Source organism: Verruconatronum alginivorum, assembly GCF_056590205.1.
Genome location: NZ_JBWPVQ010000001.1, coordinates 2537364 through 2553814, shown reverse-complemented (window position 1 = coordinate 2553814; position 16451 = coordinate 2537364). Strand labels below are relative to the sequence as shown.

Below are 16451 nucleotides of genomic sequence, written 5' to 3'. Positions count from 1 at the left end.
TTTTTTTTGCCACCCTCAAAATCAAACCATTCATGAAACCGACGATCATCGCCCCCAACCAAAAAGAATTCTTCGACTTCGGCGGCCTTGCCGTCCAATGGAAAATCGACGGCCCCGAGACCGGCGACCGCTTTTCCGTCGTCCACCACCCGATCGCCCCCCGCGCCCTCGCCGCTCCCCTGCACTATCACCACAACGAGGATGAATATTCCTTTGTCCTCAAAGGCCGGCTCGGTGCCTTACTCGGCGAGGAAGTGGTCACCGCCGGACCGGGAACGTGGGTCTACAAGCCCCGCCACCAATGGCACACCTTCTGGAACGCCGGCGACGAACCGTGCGAAATCATCGAAATCATCTCACCCGCCGGCTTCGAAGACTTCTTCCGCGAAGTCTCCGCCGCCTGGGGCGACACGGCGGCCTTCGCCCGCATTAGCCAAAAATACCACCTCGACATGGACTTCCCCAGCATCCCCACCCTCTGCCAACGCTTCGGCCTGACCTTCCCGAAGTTATGACCCACCACGTTTATGGATTCGAATGCCTGGAGGCACTCTTCCGGGCGGTGACCCTTTTTCGCGGCTGGTTCCCGGCAGAATGATTCGGGCGGTTCGGTTTGCGCAACTGAAACCGCGCGATCTCCTTTTGGAACTCGTAAAGTTCGCCGAGCTCGCGGAGGACTTTGTCGATCGATCTATTCTTCATCTGTTCTCTTCAGTGCTTCGATGTCGGCCTGATCGATAGTTGAGCCTCGTTGATTCTTCAGCCAAATGAGATCGTCTTTGGTGGCAACGCGAACCACGCCGGTCCCCTTTGATGAAATAGTCGCCCAATCCGGCTTGCTGGCGTTCGTAAAAATCAATTCCCTCCTCAAGATCCTGGCGAGCCGATGCGAGAAGCCGTATTCGCATGGTCAACGGGCGCGAAGATCGTGCTTGATGTCATCCCACTCGAGGATTTCCTCGCGCCCTTCCTCGACGGCCTTGAGCCGTTCGTCCAGAAGCTTTCTGTGCCACTCGGGCACCGGGACGGCTTCCTCCTGGTTGCGCAGATCTTCCCAAAGAACTTCGATGATCTGAAGTTTCTCGTTCAGCGGAAGTTTCATTTAGCTCAGCGATGCTCATAACAGGAAACGGTAGGGCGGGTCTGGGCGGGTTTCAATTTATCTCGGCAGATGCCTCCTTTGTCCTCCTGGCGTCGACGGATGGCCGGTCCTCGGGCATCCCGGTCCTCGGAGATCAGACGTTCGCGGATTTTAGCCCATTCGATCCCGCGATCTCCCGAATGCTGTCATGGTTTTCCCCCGGATGAGTTGAGAATTTCACCAAGGATCTTCTTGATCCGGTGAACTAAACGGATCTGAATTCCCCGATGAAGCCGAAGCATTTCACCCTCGCCCATTCGTCGCTCGCCTGCGCCTCCTCCGGCACCGGGGTCGTCGCCGTCTTCCGCCGTCGTGGATCGGCCCAGCTCGAAGTAGGATGCTTTCTCGTGGACCGCTTCTGCCTGGGCGTGACGGATGCGTGGCACGAGGTAATCGACGAGGCCGAACTTCCGAAAATGAAAAAACGCCTCTTCGGAGAGAACTTGGTGGAAAAGGACGGTGCCTGGGGGCGCAAATTCGTGGAAGGGGCGGTCGATTATGCCCGCCAATTGGGATTCAAGCCCCACCGCGATTTCAAAAAAGCGGCGCGCGTTTTCGATGGAGTCTCGGGGGCGGACTGCGACGAAACCTTCGTTTTCGGCCATGACGGCAAGCCGTTCTACATCGCGTCAAACGAGGAATCACCGGAAACGACAAAGCGGATCATTCGTCATCTGACGGCTCGATGCGGCGAAGAGCACTTCAACTGCCTGGTGCCGCTCCTTGAAGAAGATACCCTAACCGAGCGCGTAAATGACCTCTTGCAGGAGGCCCAAGAGGGTCGCCTCGATACGGCCGAAACCAGTCTAAAAGATTTGCTCGAAAAACACCCTGACTCCGGCGTCGTTCATTTCGCCCTGGGCGCGATTGCGGCGTTGCGCGACGACCACAGAGCCGCCCTGCCTTATTTCAACGAAGCGGTCCGGCTGAGTCCGGACATGGCTGAAGCTTGGTACAACAAAGGAATCTGCCATCAAAAGCTCATCCAGTTCGTCCCCATGACTCGCGCTCTCCAAAAGGCTTTGGAACTAGCCGATCCGGACGATGAATTCATCGACTCAGCGCGGAATCTGATCGGCATTGTTACGAAAATGGCGCGAGATGACTTCGACATAGATCTGGAGACCTATCTCGCCGGAGGAGCTTTTTTTGATCGGGCGTTCGCCAAAATGAAGGAAGGGAAGTGGGAGGAAGCGCTGACCGATCTGCGGGAATCGGCGCGGATCAATCCCCGCAGCCACCAAGCCTTTGGCAACATGGGAACCTGCCTCATCCAATTGGACCGCATCAGAGAAGCGCGCGAATCGCTCGAGAAAGCCCTGAAGCTGGACCCTACGTATCAACCGGCGCAGCACAACTTAAGACTTCTTGAAGGCGTGGATGAAAACAACCCCGGGAAACCGAGCGGACTGATTAAGATCGTCAACGACGGGCGGTTCGATTGACGCGCCGCGAAGATCTCCAGACGCCGGAGCCGGCGATGCGACCACCTCGGTCAATGCCGGTTCGAGTCCATTAACCATCGGTTACGACGACCAAAAAATTTTTCCGCGAACTGCCTTCGGCCGCAGCCCGCCTGAAGCTTCTTCTCCCGCGACATCGACCTTTTCCATCGAAGCATCCGCTTGTTCGTGGCAAACATCCGCTTTTGCACCCACGCAAGCCACATTTCAGCCCATCTCACCCGTTTTTGTCCCTGAAACACCCGCGTTTTCCGTCGGCGGACGGACTTTCTGGAGCGAAGCAGTGAGGTTTCTCGGGAAAGCGCCGGCTTTTCGCGGGGCAACAGCCACTTTCTTCCTCAAACAAGCGACTCTTCGACCTCCGCAAGCGACTTTTCCGGGCATCGAATCCACTTTCCAGTAACGACTCCATGATCGAGCAGAACGACGTTAAGCCTGTCAGCGGTCGGTTAAACCCCACCACTAAGGAACGATTCAAAACCAACCACCTTGAGAAGCGGGAGCGGGTGTTGACGGTGCCGGTGACCCCAGCCCTTCAAATGCCGAGGGCACCACCATCATAGTGATCCCGGCGAAGAGCAGTCGAAGTCCCAAAGGCAACTCATAGCCCCCCCGTCGGCTCCTGTTATTTCGACCGCGCATGTGAGGATTGTATAAATTGTGGATTCCCGCCAAACGCCCAAACATCGTGCTCCCGCTCTTCTGCCAGCGAGATTCCCGAAACACCAAACTGCGCCAAGGCGTGTGCGTCTTTCAAATGACGAGCGATTGCGTCACCGTGAACCGCCAGGACAAAGTATCTGGTCCATCCGTTGGGAATGGGCTTTCCCAGTGCGAGGACGATTTGCCCAATCGCCTTATAGAGTTTCTGCTCGGGTTGGCCTGAGGAGGCGCCTTCCACCTCCACGATCAAGAGAGTCCTTTTCTCTGGATGAAACGCGACAATGTCGCGATCACCGAGAACGCTGGGAAAACCGTTGTCGGCAAACCATTGAGCCCGATTGCCAACGATCTCGACACCCAGTTCGGCCGCTGTCTCTCGCACTCGCTGTGCGCTGAGGACCATCTCCTTTTGCCGCTGCTTTGCCTCCTCAGAGCGGCGCGCGCCACCGGTCCGACCTTCCTCAGACGGGTCAATGTCCATCATCACGACCCAGCCGGCGGCTGGTGAGCAATACCGGCGAATGAACTCAAGTTTCACTTCAGGCTGGAACATGGGATGGGGATTCCGGAGTCGAGGCAATGGCTTTCCCTTCCTGCACACCTGAGGCAAATAAGCCGATTAGGCTTTCTTCGATCTGCCGCCAAGGCTGCTGAAGATCGATGGTCGCAATGCGAATACTGTGCCGATTGTGGAGGGTGAAAGAGTGATCGAACTGGTAACCATTTGTTGGGTAGAGCAGCATCCCTTCCACGTGTTCCCAGCCGGCCTCGACGGCTTTGTTCGTGAGGTAGGCGTGGAGTTGGTAAAGGTGGCCAGACCGGAATCGGAGGGCGTCGTAGCGAGAAACGAGCGCCTCCTGGTAGTATTTACAATCGAGGATTAGCTTTCGGTCGAGCCAGACGATTGTCACATCGGTGATCATTCTCGGAAGCAGCAGGGCAGCTCCGCCTCCATCATCGGCCGCGCTCCAGTCGATGTGCATTGCAGAGACAGCGGCGCCTGAAAGCCGGCGACCCGCAAAGTTTCGCACAAAGTCTTCAAAGACCTTGGCCATGCCTCAAAGCCTTCTCCATTGCCGGCCACAGTTCGTCGAGGCGATCAAAGAACTCAGCCTCCTCCAAATAACACAGGGAGTATCGCACCCCCTCTACCAGCTCCGCAAAACCTTCGGGCACCTCCTGCCCCTCCCCTCGCGCCTGCTCTCTGTAGCGAACCGTTTCCGGATGATCGGAAGGAAGGAGAAATTCGATTAAGCGCTGGGACGGCTTTGCCATGATTGCGGCAGCAGGCCACATCCAGATGTTGAGCCTGATCTGTAACATTCGGCCGGAGCGTTTCCGGAGGCTGATCGCAAGGAGCTCGTGAGGATTCTCTGCCTCCTCACGCAGCACCCCTATAACCCTTGCAAAATAATCCAGCACCGGATCCGGCTGGCGATCCGGGAAGAGCTTGTCAAACGGAGATCCGTAGCCACCTGTTGGATGCGTGGCCCAAAGATGCGCCTGGTGGGAAAATTCGATAGCATCGCCATCGATGGCAGCACGAATCTTCGGGAGCCATTCCACATAGTCGCGGGCATTTTTGACTTTGGCCGAGAGGCCTTTATTTTCCGCAAACGCGAGGTTTTTCCCATCTGTGGCAATCCACCTACGTGGACAGGCCCAGAACATCCCCATCGTGAGCATCGCCATTCCGACGTTAGGCAGACGCAGGCACTGGTTCATCAGGTTCGTGTCGAGGTCGGTCGGCTCAGCCGCCATAATGTGGCGAAAAAACTTCCAGAGCAGCGGGACGTGCTCGGGAGACCGGAGCTTCGCATACGGCATGAACCAGGAGTTCTGGGCATTTGCGTTCGGTATTCCGTGAAAGTCGTCCGGAAGACCGGAGGCCAATTTCCACTCCTCCTTGAGCACCGCCCACAACTCCCGCCGATTCGCCACCGTCGTCCCACGGTTGAAGTTGGCGAGAAAGGTGAACGGATCGATCTCCTTGAGATCAAAAGTGGAATCGTCCGGCCCTTGGTCGGCGATCTTAGTGGTCTTCAGACCCCGGGCCTTCATCTGGGCGATCAAATCGACCAGCTCCCGGTTGCGGTCTTCGTATGCAACTAGCCGTTTTGCGGCTTCCTCGTAAATTGGGATCCAAGTGAACATGGCTTCTTTCCAAGTGGGGAGCGAATTCAGTCTTACAATTCGGCAAACTGGCCAGCAGCCGCCGATGAACCAATGGGATCTCTATAGCAATAGCGCGCCTGGTTTTTGGCAAGCCCGAGATGATGACGAGCTTAGTGTGTGAGACGAGTTTCGACCCCTGATCCGCTCTCGGCGTCGTCGCAAGGCTCCGAGAGCAGACCTGAGGAGCCTCGTTTCAACAGGGTTACTCCGCGAGGGGGAAGAACTTACTTTAGTGGATTATAGTGGAAGAGCACTTCGAGAGTTCAAGGCCACGGTTCCCAGCGGAGAGCTTAAGTTCAATGGCCGCTTTTATTCAATGAGTGCTCTGGCGAGCAATCTGCTAAAGCAGGCAGCCGATATGAAAGCAATTTCCGTTCGTGGCCCGACTCATTGGGCAAACGCCGAGGGGACCACCGTCATGGAGCTTTGGAAACAGCTGACTGGCAGGCACAATGACCGGTGACACCAATATCACCCGCCTCCTCTCTCCCTCCTGCTTCACTACATCCAGTCGTCGGCGCGCACAGCGCCAGCTTGAGGCCGCAGGAGCGCGATTCAGCTCCTCGCTGACTCGATATTCTTACCGAAACCGCGAAAGTCCGCAGCAGGAAGCATCAGCTCCCCTTTCTCGGATCGCGCTGTCACCATCAGAATCATCTCTCGAATACTCCCATAGAGCATGGATGTTCCGTTTACGTGGACCATCCTCGCAATCTGTTCCTCGGGATACTCCGGGTGTACTTCAAAAAACCCTACTGCACAGACCCGGCCCGCATAGGCGAATGGTTTCTGGTCCGACGAATCGATTGTCAGCCACATCTCAATCCTCCAGAACCGCTGGTTATCTTTGTCGACGCCGCATACTACTCTTGGAGTAAACTCGGCTTCGGCTTCGAATGTTCCCTGATCGCGAACGGTAATGGTTACTTCGCGAAAAAATGATCGTCTAAGCTGTAGCGGCGAGTGCATCCTCTTCCTCTATATTGATTTGACACGTTGTAAGACGGCCTCCACCGGCAAGACGGGTTCGGCCTTGTTGCCTTTGCGGCGGCCCACTGAATGGCACTCCTAACGGGTCGTCCACGAAGTGCGGCTCCATATGCCAGCTTGCGGAGGGAATTTCCGCCATCCAAACATTCGTGTCGTGCATAACCACCTCAGGGGATCGGCACACGTCATCTGAAAAACTTTCGTTCAACAGCGCTACGCTTAAAATTCTGCTTCTTACCGGCGACGGCCATGCCAATGCGCCGCCCCACCATTCGGTCATCGGAATCTTACCGTGGCTCTTCACCAGGTGCACTACAATTTCATGAAGCTCCTGGCGAGTTTCAGCAGTCATTGTGCTAAATAGCATCTTCTCAAGAAGCGCCACGGCTTCGGCTGAAAATGCAGGATCGTCTGTCTTTTTCCGAATCAATTCGTCGCTGCTTCTGTCCTGGATCAGTCCTTGCTCCCAGCGTTTCACGCTCGCCACACCAACGCCTATGTGTTTGGCGAATGCCTCTTGGGTCATCTTAAGTGCCTTGCGGCGCTCTATGATTTCATCAGCAGTAAGTAGATTATGCTTGCGTTGGTAGGCGACGCGAACGGCTCTCACTAAACCTTCAGCATCACCTTCCGCCATTATTTCAAAGCTACATTTCTTGCATCTGGTCAGGATGGCCTCGACTTCGAATTTTTCGCCTCGAAGCTCCTCAGTAACATTCATTTTGGCTTTCTGCCAAATATCTCCTTCGGCATCGCACGAAGGACAGGAGGGTGGCAGATTGTTGCTATTCTGGTTGGTCTTCATGGCAGTCCACGAAAAAGAAGGAAATCGTTTCTTCCATCTTCAAATCGGTCGGATTCTTGTGCGTTTTTTTCTTAACCGCAAACTTCAGATAGACTTTTGTGCCGAGAAGGTCGCTATCCCAGGCGTATGCCCACAGTTCACAGTTCTTAATCTCCGGTTCATAGCTGAGTTGGGGAGGTCGGCTTCCGGCGTAGTGCTGGACCGGGTCTTTCTCGATAAGTTCTTCCAGTAGCTTTTCCACCGCCTCCCAGAGTTCCCTCTCTGTGGCAATGTCCAAAAACTCGAAGGCTTGTGTCAGGTGCTTGCGAATCGGCCAGCGGTTACCGGCGCGGAGCCCTTGCAAAGCGTCTCGGGGCTTGTTCCAAAGTTCACGGGAGCCAGGTCGTTCTTGGTGTGTCGCCATCTCATCACGTCCATAAGGTATCATATGATACGAAGGAAGAAAGCTCGGCAAGGGGAATTTTGCCAAGAAAGACCAAGCAATGAGCATAAATGATTCTCTTCTTATTCATTACAAAAAACTTACGAAACTTTTAAAAAAAGTGTCAACTTGGTTTCCACCGCCATGAACAGCACACTCAAGCAAGGTGTGGCGCTTCATCCGGGTTATCACTGGGGCGTTTGGCCAGCGCCATCGGGCAAGCTGCATATTCTTGGTCGCTTGCCTGCAACCACTCAAGCCAAATTGACGGCGGCGGAGAGCATCTCCGTGGGAAAGAAGCCTTTTGTGGCTTATCAAGATCCGGATGACGGTGTTGCCAACTTGTTTTGATCTGGCGGCCCGTGCGCTGAAAGCCAAGGTGGCGGGCGAATCTTTGGATCGCTTCGGCCCGATTGGTTGGACCGCGTCCGATGGCGGCGAGGAATTGCTTTTGCAAAAAGGTTGGCTCGGTGATCATTGATGTTTCTCGTGAGCAGGCACAGGCGCCCTCCCCAGTTGTCCAGGACGCCACGCCGGACCGCCGTCCTCAGGGCCATCCAAACGGATTTCGGTGGCGTGGCTTCTGCCTACCTGAAGGGCTCTGGCCAAGGCTGCGATGGCATCGGCCCGGTCGCGCGGTTCCCCATCCGCGAATACATCACGAACGCATGCGAGCAAGGCTTCAACAGGGATCTCCTCGCTGCTGGCTGGACGCTCCGGGGTTGGACGGGGAGAGGCCGGGGGGTTCCGGATCCAGGTCCCTCGCGCCTTCTCAAGGGTGCCCTGCCTCAAGAGACCGTTGATGATCGAGGTGGTGGCTTTGTGAATGCGGACTCCGGTCCGACGGAAAGTCTTCCCGAGGCCTACGCCGTCGCAGAGAAAAACGCCGCGATTGCCGCTTTGCGCGACGATCATCGGGCCGCCCTCTCTTTTTCAACAATGCGGTCCGGCTGAGTCCGGACATGGCTGAAGCTTGGTACAACAAAGGAATCTGCCATCAAAAGCTCATCCAGTTCGTCCCCATGACTCGCGCTCTCCAAAAGGCTTTGGAACTAGCCGATCCGGACGATGAATTCATCGACTCAGCGCGGAATCTGATCGGCATTGTTACGAAAATGGCGCGAGATGACTTCGACATAGATCTGGAGACCTATCTCGCCGGAGGAGCTCTTTTTGATCGGGCGTTCGCCAAAATGAAGGAAGGGAAGTGGGAGGAAGCGCTGACCGACCTGCGGGAATCGGCGCGGATCAATCCCCGCAGCCACCAAGCCTATGGCAACATGGGAACCTGCCTCATCCAATTGGACCGCATCAGAGAAGCGCGCGAATCGCTCGAGAAAGCCCTGAAGCTGGACCCTATGTATCAACCGGCGCAGCACAACTTAAGACTTCTTGAAGGCGTGGATGAAAACAACCCCGGGAAACCGAGCGGACTGATTAAGATCGTCAACGACGGGCGGTTCGATTGACGCGCCGCGGAGATCTCCAGACGCCGGAGCCAGCAAAAAGACAAAGGAAAGACAATGATTGCCGCACTCCAGGGCGGTCTTAAAGGAGGCGGGCGCGTTCTATGGGGTAGGAGATGAAGGTTTCTTCGATGAGGGTTCCGATGCGGGCGATTGAGTCCTGGAGGCCGACGGCGTAGTCGCGGAGGTTTCGTTCGAGGATTTCGTCGATGATCGTGTAGTCGAGTTCGGCGCGGAGTTTGCCGAGCGCCCGGATGACTGAGTTGCCGGAGGTCGTGTCCTGGCCGGCGCAGATCTCGCGCAGGGCCAGTTCGGCCTGAATAATGCAAAAGTGGATACTTTTGGGGAATTCAAGGTCGAGCAGAAGGTATTCGAGGACGCGTTGGCCGGTGATCTGTCCTCGTTTGCTGCGCCGGAAGGCTTCAAAGGCGGAGGAGGAACGGAGAACGGCGATCCATTGCACGAGGTCGGTCACGGGGGTGACGCGTCTGTCCTCGTGGAGAAGGGTGACGCTTTTGGCTTCGATGAGGCGGGCCATGTTGTCGGCCCGTTCGAGGTATTGTCCGAGGCGAAAGAAGTTCCAGCCGGTCGAACGGGGCATGGCGGATTCGGTGGCGCCGAAGAAGAGGTGGATGGAGGCTTTGAGCCGGTTCAGGTATTCGTTTCCGCCGATTCGCTGGTAGTCTTCGTAGGAGGCGCGGTGGATGCGGAGGTAGGTGCGGTTGATCTGTTCCCACATCTCGGAGGAGATTTGCTCGCGTCCGGAGCGGGCGTTTTCCCTCGCGTGGGAGATCGAGGAGACGATGGAGCTCGGATTGATCCGGTCGAAGATCATGAACTCGATCACATTTGGCTCATCGGCCTGGGGGTAGCGGGACCGGAAGAGGTCTTCGCCTCCGAACACGCGAACGATCGGAAGCCATGCGTCGGGCGGTTCCATTTCGACGACACCCGCGATATCGAGCATGAGGCTGCTGTTGACGTCGAGCAGGCGGGCGGTGCATTCGGCCCGTTCGGCGTAGCGGGAAAGCCAAAAGAGGTGATCGGCGACTCGGCAGAGCATGGTTACTCCCTCCCTCCGTTGGGAAAAGGTTCGGAGCGCCGGGACTGGAACTGGGCGAAATCCGTATTCATACGATAATGGTTTCCGGTTGTTCTTCCTGGGCGGGGCGCTGCCGATCGGTCAGAACCCACGTGTCTTTGCTTCCTCCGCCCTGGCTCGAGTTCACGACCAGCGATCCTTTGCGCAGCGCGACGCGGGTCAGGCCGCCGGGGACGATCCGGACACGGTCGCCGTTGATGACGTAGGGACGCAGATCGACGTGGCGGCCTTCGATACGGTTGTCGCAGACGGTGGGGCTGCGGGAAAGGGAGATGGTGGGTTGCGCGATGAAGTTGCGCGGGTTTTTCTGAATCATGTTTCGGAAGCTCTCGATTTCCTCCTGGCTCGCATGCGGCCCGATCAGCATGCCGTAGCCGCCGGCCTCGTTGACGCTTTTCACCACCAGCTTGTCGAGGTTGGCGAGAATGTGGGAGCGTTCTTCCGGATTGATGGCCTGATAGGTTTCGATGTTGGCGAGTTTGGGATCCTCCTGAAGATAAAAACGTATCATCTCCGGGACGTAGGCATAGACGGCTTTGTCGTCGGCGACCCCTGTTCCGATCGGATTGGAGAGGGCGACATTGCCCTTGCTGAATGCTTCGAAAAGGCCGGGAACTCCCAGCATGGAATCGGAACGAAAGACGAGGGGATCGAGAAAGTCGTCATCGATGCGGCGATAGATGACATCGACCTGGGCGAGGCCTCGCACCGTTTTGATGTAGACCTTTTCATTCATGACGATCAGGTCGGATCCCTGGACGATTTGGATCCCCATCTGGCGGGCGAGAAAGGCATGCTCGAAGTAGGCGGAATTAAACGAGCCCGGCGTGAGCAGGACGACCGTCGGTTCCTCGACCTGGCGCGGTGAGAGGTGCGTGAGCATCTCGAGCAGATGCTGGCAGTATTGTTCTACTGGACTGACGGAGTAATGGCGGATGAGGTTGGGGAAAACCCGTTTCATCGTCTGCCGGTTCTCCAGCACATAAGAGACCCCGGAAGGGGAGCGTAGGTTATCTTCCAGAACCTGGTAGGCGCCATCCGGGGAGCGGATGAGATCGCACCCGTTCAAGTGGACATAAAGGTTGCGCGGCATAGGGCACCCGACGAGCTCCCGGCGGAAGAATTTGCAGGATTCGACCATCTCCCGCGGAATGATCTTTTCCTTAAGGATCTTTTGTGGACCGTAGATATCCGCGAGGAAATGGTTCAGCGCGACTATCCGTTGGGCCAGCCCTTCCTCCAGGCGTCTCCATTCCTCGGCGGGGATGATCCGGGGCAGGCAGTCGAAGGGGAAAATCCGTTCGGTTCCTTCGTTGTTGTTGTAGACGGTGAAGGTGACGCCGCGGCGGAGAAAGGATTGCGCCGCCACTTCGCATTTGCCCATCAGCTCGTCGGGAGTCAGTTCGAGCAGACGCTGGTGGAGTTTCCGGTAATGGGGTCGGACCGATCCGTCCGTCGCAAACATTTCGTCGAAGAATCCATCGATTCCATAGTTTTCGAAGAGATTGGGCGAAGATGTCGACATGGCCACGAAGAAAGGATTCAGCAGGTTTGGTGCCGAACGAAGCTATTATGCCTGAGAAGTGCAGAAATAGTCAAAACTCAATTCCCGGCTGGACAAACGTGGGCACATTTGAGCCAGGTGCTGATTCCTTCTTACGTCTCCTTTGGCGGAGCGGAATGCAGCGATGTTGTCCTCGGTGTGGATCGAATCTTCGGGGAAGATCCGCTACGGTCGAATCTCCGGGGGAGATTCGCTACGGGAACGGCGACGCCGGATGTTTCCATCCTGCTCAGGGGATCTCGCTGATTTCGAGGCGGACCTCGAGCCGGGACGACGTGGAGGCGGGACCGATGAAGTCACCTTGCAAGGGAGCAACGGCGGCCGGGTCGAGGCCGACCGCGGTGGGGATGAAATGGCGATCGGCGAGGATGCCATTGGTCGGGTCGAATCCTTTCCATCCGGCTCCGGGAAGATAAACCTCCGCCCAGGCATGCATGGAGCCTTGGGCGCGGTTGATCCTGATTTCGCCGGGGGCCGCGGGCGGATCGTAGTGATAACCGCTGACGAAACGAGCCGCCAGACCGAGGGTGCGGCAGATTGCGATGAAGAGCAGGGCCATATCGCGGCAAGAGCCACGGGCGAGGCGAATCGTCTCTTCCGGTGTTTGCACCCCCTCCTCGTCACGGCGCTGGTAGGCGATGGTCTGGCCGATCCGGTGATTGATCGCCCAGAGGAGGCCGACGGTTTCACCTCCTCCCTCCAGCTCCGGCGTCAACTGCCGGATCCATTCCGCGACCCCGGTCGAGCCGGGGACGGGAGTATCGATATAGGGCGCCAGAACGATGCGGTCGCCGGGCTGGTAATGGAAGGGAAAGGAGGTGGCGTGCTCGGCGAGAAGGAAGTCGAAAGGATTCCCCTCATGACTGGCGAGGCGGATCCGGCAGTCGAACTCGAGGAGGTCGCTTTCCTGGGCGCCGAAATCGATCGCGAGGACGACGTTGTTGAAAACATCTCTGACCCATCGGCGGGACGCGGAAGCGGGGATTGTCTCCACAGTCATCGATTCCACGGTGAGCAGAGCTGTTTCCAGGGGGCGAAGGAAGAGAAGATGATCGCTGAAACGAACGATCTGGTCGTAGCGGTAGCGGGTTCGGTGCCGAATAAAAAGTTTCATCGTTTGTTATCGGATAACGTCCCTGGCGACGGGAGGCAAGCCGCCGCGTCGCCCGCGCCCCGTTCGACCGAAACCATGACCTGGAGGCGTTGGTCGAGGGCGCCCTTGTAGGTTCCCCGCATCGGCGCCACATCGGTGTAGTCGCGCCCGGTCGCCACGACCACATGACGTTCCCCCGCGGCCTGGTTGTTTGTCGGATCGAGGCCCCACCAGTATCCGACGGGGAGATACACCTCAACCCAGGCGTGGCTGGCGGCGGCGCCCACGAGACCAGGAGTTTGGCCGGCAGGATCGAACGGCTCGATGTATCCGCTGACATAACGGGCGGGAAGACCGGCCCGTCTCAGAATGGCCAGCATGAGGTGGGCAAAGTCCTGGCAAACGCCTCGTTTCTTTCGGAGGACGTCCCGCAGCGGAGTGGTGATCTCGGTTACCCCCGGGACGTAATCGAACGTATCGTAGATCCACCGGTTTAATTCCAGAAGTGATTTTCCCACGGGGTCGGCCTCCCGGAAAAAGCTGCATCGCAAGCGGGCGACTTCGTCCAACGGGGTCAGCGCGGAGGGCTGGAGGAAATCGAAGAGCCGGTTCATGTCTTCCCGGTAGAGCTGACGAGCCTCGGCAAAAGTGAGGCTGAGCACAGGTTCCGGGATCGCGAACGCGGTTGTTTCCACCTCGGCGATCGCGGTCACGTCGACCGCATGGTGTCGAAAAGGGATCGAGAAATATTCCACGAAATTGCCGAAGTAATCGACGTAATGGTCAACCCGGGTTGCCGGGTTGATACGCAATTCCCGATGGAGCACGCGCTGGGTGTGGGTATTGCGCGGCCAAATACGCAGCTCGGCGAATGATTCCGAGGCCGGAGAAGAGTATTCGTAACGGGTTGTATGAGAGATCCGGAAACGCATGGGTGTTCGGGAGCGAAGGAGGAATTTCAAAGATCGAACAAAGTGGCCTCCCTGGCAAACATGTGTTGGTGACTGAAAAAAATGTCCTCGATCTGTTCGTGCAACAACTGGATTTGCTTTGTCAGAACGCCGGTCACTTCGCCCAACCGATCCGGAGAGAGCTCAGGTCCGATTTCGCCCTCACCCGCATCGAGGCCCGGGACGGTAGGCGGGAGTAGTTCTCCCAGAGGAAGGGTTTCCACTTCCGCGATCAATCCGGTCAGGTCGCGCAGCACCTGTTCCCCGGGAGAAGCGGGGCGAGTGACCCGGGCCAGAGCGGTATGAAGGGAGGTAAGGGAAAAATGAAGGGAGCCGGGATTGGTTGGGTTGACCAGCAACAACGCCGCGACGCGGTCGAGGTAAGCGCGGGAGCGATATTGACGGCGGTAGGCATCGAGGGAGGCGAAAATGCGTAGCAGGGCGGTCAGGTCGGCGCTTTCCTGTCCGGCGGAGCGAAAGGTTTCGACGACTCGCGGAAGCGCGAAGGAAAGGAGGGCAAGACCGCCCTCTGCCCGTTCCAGCGCGAGACCGGCCTGATAGAAATGCCAGCCGTCGTCATGACTCATCGTGCGGTGCAACAGACCATTGAAGCGGGCGATATCATTGACAGCGGCGAAGCTCGCATCGCGCACGAGGATTCGGTCCTTTGGGCGGCGGGCTGCGTGACGAAGGCGGGTGGTCATTTCTTCGAGCGCCTGCCAGCATTCCGGGCTGACGGTGTCGCGAACGCTCTCCAGATTTCGTCGCGCGGCCAGGAGGCAGGCATGGACTGAGGCTGGCTCTTCAGCATCGAGGAGCAGGCCGGATGAAATGGTCAGGGTTTCGCCGGGAGGTTGCCGCCGGTCGGCGAGGCTGGTTTGACCGGTGGCGGTCGCGATCGCCTGAAGGAGTGGCCAATAGCTGCGTTGTTCCGCCCGTCCGAGTTGATCCCAGCGCAGGTTTTCCAGGATGTGAAGATGGCGGGCTGTGCTCTCCGCCCGTTCCAGGTATCGACCGGACCAATACAATGCCTCGGCCATTCGGCTGCCGAGAGAGAACCGTTCCGCCGATCCGCCCGACGGGCGAGTGGCGCGCGGCGTCGCGGCGGTGACAGGGATCCAGGTATCCTTCAACCCGCGGGCCAGGAGTCCGTATCCCTCCCTCCCCTCCTCTGCGCGGATGATGCGGGTGAGACCGCCAGGCATTACCGCCGGCTGGCTGCCCAGGATGAAGAAAACCCGCAGAGATGTCTCGACCGGGGCAAATCCCCCCTTGGTTTTCCAGGCCGGAAGAGTCGAAAGAGGGCCTGTGTCCTGCGCAACAAACCGTTCCGGATGACGGCGTGCTTCCTGTTCGACCTGACGCCTGCGACGGCCCGGATCTCCGGCGGGGGGACCGTGCAGGGGAAGCAATCGCATCCGATCGAGGGAGGCGATAGCGAAATCGCGCTGGTTGCGGTCGGCGAGGTCATAGGTCTTCACTGTTTTCAGGATGGATCTTTCGCCGAGGTAAAACCCGATAATCCGATCCATGTAGCGCAGGATGGCCCGGTTGTCGGCCACGCTCGCGCCGAGCCCGTTGGCCATGGCCACATTGCCGTCGCGCACCACGTTGACGAGACCGGGCACGCCGGAAAAGGCGGGGTGTGGCACCGAGACAGGGTCGACTGTCGAGGAATCGATTCGCCGAAAGATCGTGTCGACCCTTTCCAGACCATGAATCGTTTTGAGAAAGACAGCCCGGTCCCGCACCAGCAGATCGCCCGGGTGCGCCATCGAGATCCCCATGTGCCGCGCCAGAAAACCGTCCTCGAACGCGATTGGCCCGGTGTCGCCCCGCGTCAGGAGAAGGACATGCGGGTTCGGCTTGTTCGACTGGCCGCGCAGCGCTTCCAGGAGAAGGGTGCTGAAAGAGGCGACCGGCGCCACCGGCATGGTTTCAAACAATTCGGGGAAAAACTGCGCGAGCATTCTCCGGTTCTGCAGCACGTAGGAGACACCGTAGGTGGTCCCGAGATGATGGTCGGTGACCAGCCATTCTCCGTCGGCCGTGCGCACGAGGTCGAAAGCGCCAAAGACACAGGGACCGCTCGCGGTCGGCGGGATCCCGCTAAACTGGCGGTGGAACTGCGGATCCCGCAGGACCACGTCGCATGGGATCATTCGTTCCCGGAGAATCCGTTGCTCTCCGTGAACGTCGGCCACGTAATGATTGAGCGCCTGGGCACGCTGCAGTATCCCCTGCGCCAGGATTTCCCATTCCCCGCTGGAAAACAGGCGTGGAAAGAGGTCGAGCCGCCAGGGGGATTCGCGTCGCTTTTCGGACGATACGGTGGGATCCAGTCCCATCTCGGAGGCGGCTCGATCGAGGCGCGCCTGTTTTCGGCGCAACTCCGAGGGCGGGGATTTTTTCAGGGCCTCGACGACCGGGTCGTAGTCCGGCAAAGTCGCGCCGCCTTCAGCAATCGCTTCATCAGATCGGCTTCGCGGGTAGGTGCGAAACGGCGCAAAAGTCGCCCCGACGCCCGGGCGTTTCGCCGGCTCGCGTCCCGTTTGCCTGGAAATATTACCATCCTTCGCTTCCAAGCCTCCATACGGTAGGGATCTCCCGGCAACGCT

General features: G+C 58.0%; 18 protein-coding genes. 5 read left to right on the top strand and 13 right to left on the bottom strand.

The window, feature by feature from the left end:
* Positions 1-32: 32 nt before the first annotated feature.
* Entirely contained in the window at positions 33-515 is a 483-nt protein-coding gene (locus ACWUI2_RS09065) for a cupin domain-containing protein (RefSeq protein ID WP_486982533.1), read from the top strand.
* 10 nt (positions 516-525) lie between these two features.
* Here ACWUI2_RS09065 and ACWUI2_RS09060 read toward each other — a convergent pair whose 3' ends face one another.
* Both ACWUI2_RS09060 and ACWUI2_RS09055 read right to left on the bottom strand, forming a co-directional pair.
* Positions 526-702, bottom strand: coding sequence for a hypothetical protein (locus ACWUI2_RS09060; protein WP_486982532.1), 177 nt, complete (start codon positions 700-702; stop codon positions 526-528).
* A 208-nt stretch (positions 703-910) separates the two neighbouring features.
* Positions 911-1102 (bottom strand): addiction module protein, encoded by a 192-nt coding sequence (locus tag ACWUI2_RS09055; RefSeq protein ID WP_486982531.1) that lies wholly within the window; start codon positions 1100-1102, stop codon positions 911-913.
* A 266-nt stretch (positions 1103-1368) separates the two neighbouring features.
* Here ACWUI2_RS09055 and ACWUI2_RS09050 point away from each other — a divergent pair, with 266 nt between their 5' ends.
* Complete coding sequence (locus tag ACWUI2_RS09050; protein WP_486982530.1) at positions 1369-2586, top strand: tetratricopeptide repeat protein; 1218 nt, start codon at positions 1369-1371, stop codon at positions 2584-2586.
* A 643-nt stretch (positions 2587-3229) separates the two neighbouring features.
* On the opposite strand, the gene ACWUI2_RS09045 is transcribed toward ACWUI2_RS09050, so the two are convergent.
* The 6 genes from ACWUI2_RS09045 to ACWUI2_RS09020 all read right to left on the bottom strand — a co-directional run bounded on the left by ACWUI2_RS09045 (position 3230) and on the right by ACWUI2_RS09020 (position 7727).
* The gene (locus ACWUI2_RS09045; protein WP_486982529.1) at positions 3230-3820 is read right to left on the bottom strand and encodes a hypothetical protein; all 591 of its coding nucleotides are present in this window, start codon (positions 3818-3820) and stop codon (positions 3230-3232) included.
* Positions 3807-4322 (bottom strand): McrC family protein, encoded by a 516-nt coding sequence (locus ACWUI2_RS09040; RefSeq protein ID WP_486982528.1) that lies wholly within the window; start codon positions 4320-4322, stop codon positions 3807-3809. Before ACWUI2_RS09040 ends, ACWUI2_RS09045 begins: the two co-directional genes overlap by 14 nt.
* Positions 4306-5421: a hypothetical protein gene (locus ACWUI2_RS09035; RefSeq protein ID WP_486982527.1), complete on the bottom strand. Its 1116-nt coding sequence runs from the start codon at positions 5419-5421 to the stop codon at positions 4306-4308. The genes ACWUI2_RS09040 and ACWUI2_RS09035 overlap by 17 nt, the downstream gene beginning before the upstream one ends.
* A gap of 576 nt (positions 5422-5997) precedes the next feature.
* The gene (locus ACWUI2_RS09030; protein ID WP_486982526.1) at positions 5998-6411 is read right to left on the bottom strand and encodes a hypothetical protein; all 414 of its coding nucleotides are present in this window, start codon (positions 6409-6411) and stop codon (positions 5998-6000) included.
* A complete protein-coding gene (locus ACWUI2_RS09025) occupies positions 6389-7237 on the bottom strand; it encodes a type II TA system antitoxin MqsA family protein (RefSeq protein ID WP_486982525.1) in 849 nt (282 codons plus the stop codon). The genes ACWUI2_RS09030 and ACWUI2_RS09025 overlap by 23 nt, the downstream gene beginning before the upstream one ends.
* Positions 7218-7727: a hypothetical protein gene (locus tag ACWUI2_RS09020; RefSeq protein ID WP_486982524.1), complete on the bottom strand. Its 510-nt coding sequence runs from the start codon at positions 7725-7727 to the stop codon at positions 7218-7220. The genes ACWUI2_RS09025 and ACWUI2_RS09020 overlap by 20 nt, the downstream gene beginning before the upstream one ends.
* Positions 7728-7802: 75 nt before the next feature.
* Between ACWUI2_RS09020 and ACWUI2_RS09015 the strand changes: the two genes are divergently transcribed.
* The 3 genes from ACWUI2_RS09015 (at position 7803) to ACWUI2_RS09005 (ending at position 9127) form a co-directional block, all read left to right on the top strand.
* On the top strand, positions 7803-8009 hold the full coding sequence (locus ACWUI2_RS09015) for a hypothetical protein (RefSeq protein WP_486982523.1): 207 nt from the start codon (positions 7803-7805) through the stop codon (positions 8007-8009).
* The gene (locus ACWUI2_RS09010) at positions 7984-8139 is read left to right on the top strand and encodes a hypothetical protein (RefSeq protein ID WP_486982522.1); all 156 of its coding nucleotides are present in this window, start codon (positions 7984-7986) and stop codon (positions 8137-8139) included. Before ACWUI2_RS09015 ends, ACWUI2_RS09010 begins: the two co-directional genes overlap by 26 nt.
* Before the next feature lie 541 nt (positions 8140-8680).
* A complete protein-coding gene (locus ACWUI2_RS09005) occupies positions 8681-9127 on the top strand; it encodes a tetratricopeptide repeat protein (protein ID WP_486982521.1) in 447 nt (148 codons plus the stop codon).
* Between the two features lie 79 nt (positions 9128-9206).
* On the opposite strand, the gene ACWUI2_RS09000 is transcribed toward ACWUI2_RS09005, so the two are convergent.
* The 5 genes from ACWUI2_RS09000 to ACWUI2_RS08980 form a co-directional block, all read right to left on the bottom strand.
* A complete protein-coding gene (locus tag ACWUI2_RS09000; RefSeq protein ID WP_486982520.1) occupies positions 9207-10187 on the bottom strand; it encodes an alpha-E domain-containing protein in 981 nt (326 codons plus the stop codon).
* A 67-nt stretch (positions 10188-10254) separates the two neighbouring features.
* Positions 10255-11751 (bottom strand): circularly permuted type 2 ATP-grasp protein, encoded by a 1497-nt coding sequence (locus ACWUI2_RS08995; protein ID WP_486982519.1) that lies wholly within the window; start codon positions 11749-11751, stop codon positions 10255-10257.
* A gap of 268 nt (positions 11752-12019) precedes the next feature.
* Positions 12020-12904 (bottom strand): transglutaminase family protein, encoded by an 885-nt coding sequence (locus tag ACWUI2_RS08990; RefSeq protein WP_486982518.1) that lies wholly within the window; start codon positions 12902-12904, stop codon positions 12020-12022.
* Complete coding sequence (locus tag ACWUI2_RS08985; protein ID WP_486982517.1) at positions 12901-13815, bottom strand: transglutaminase family protein; 915 nt, start codon at positions 13813-13815, stop codon at positions 12901-12903. Before ACWUI2_RS08985 ends, ACWUI2_RS08990 begins: the two co-directional genes overlap by 4 nt.
* 26 nt (positions 13816-13841) lie before the next feature.
* Positions 13842-16418 (bottom strand): circularly permuted type 2 ATP-grasp protein, encoded by a 2577-nt coding sequence (locus ACWUI2_RS08980; protein ID WP_486982516.1) that lies wholly within the window; start codon positions 16416-16418, stop codon positions 13842-13844.
* Between the last annotated feature and the right edge of the window lie 33 nt (positions 16419-16451).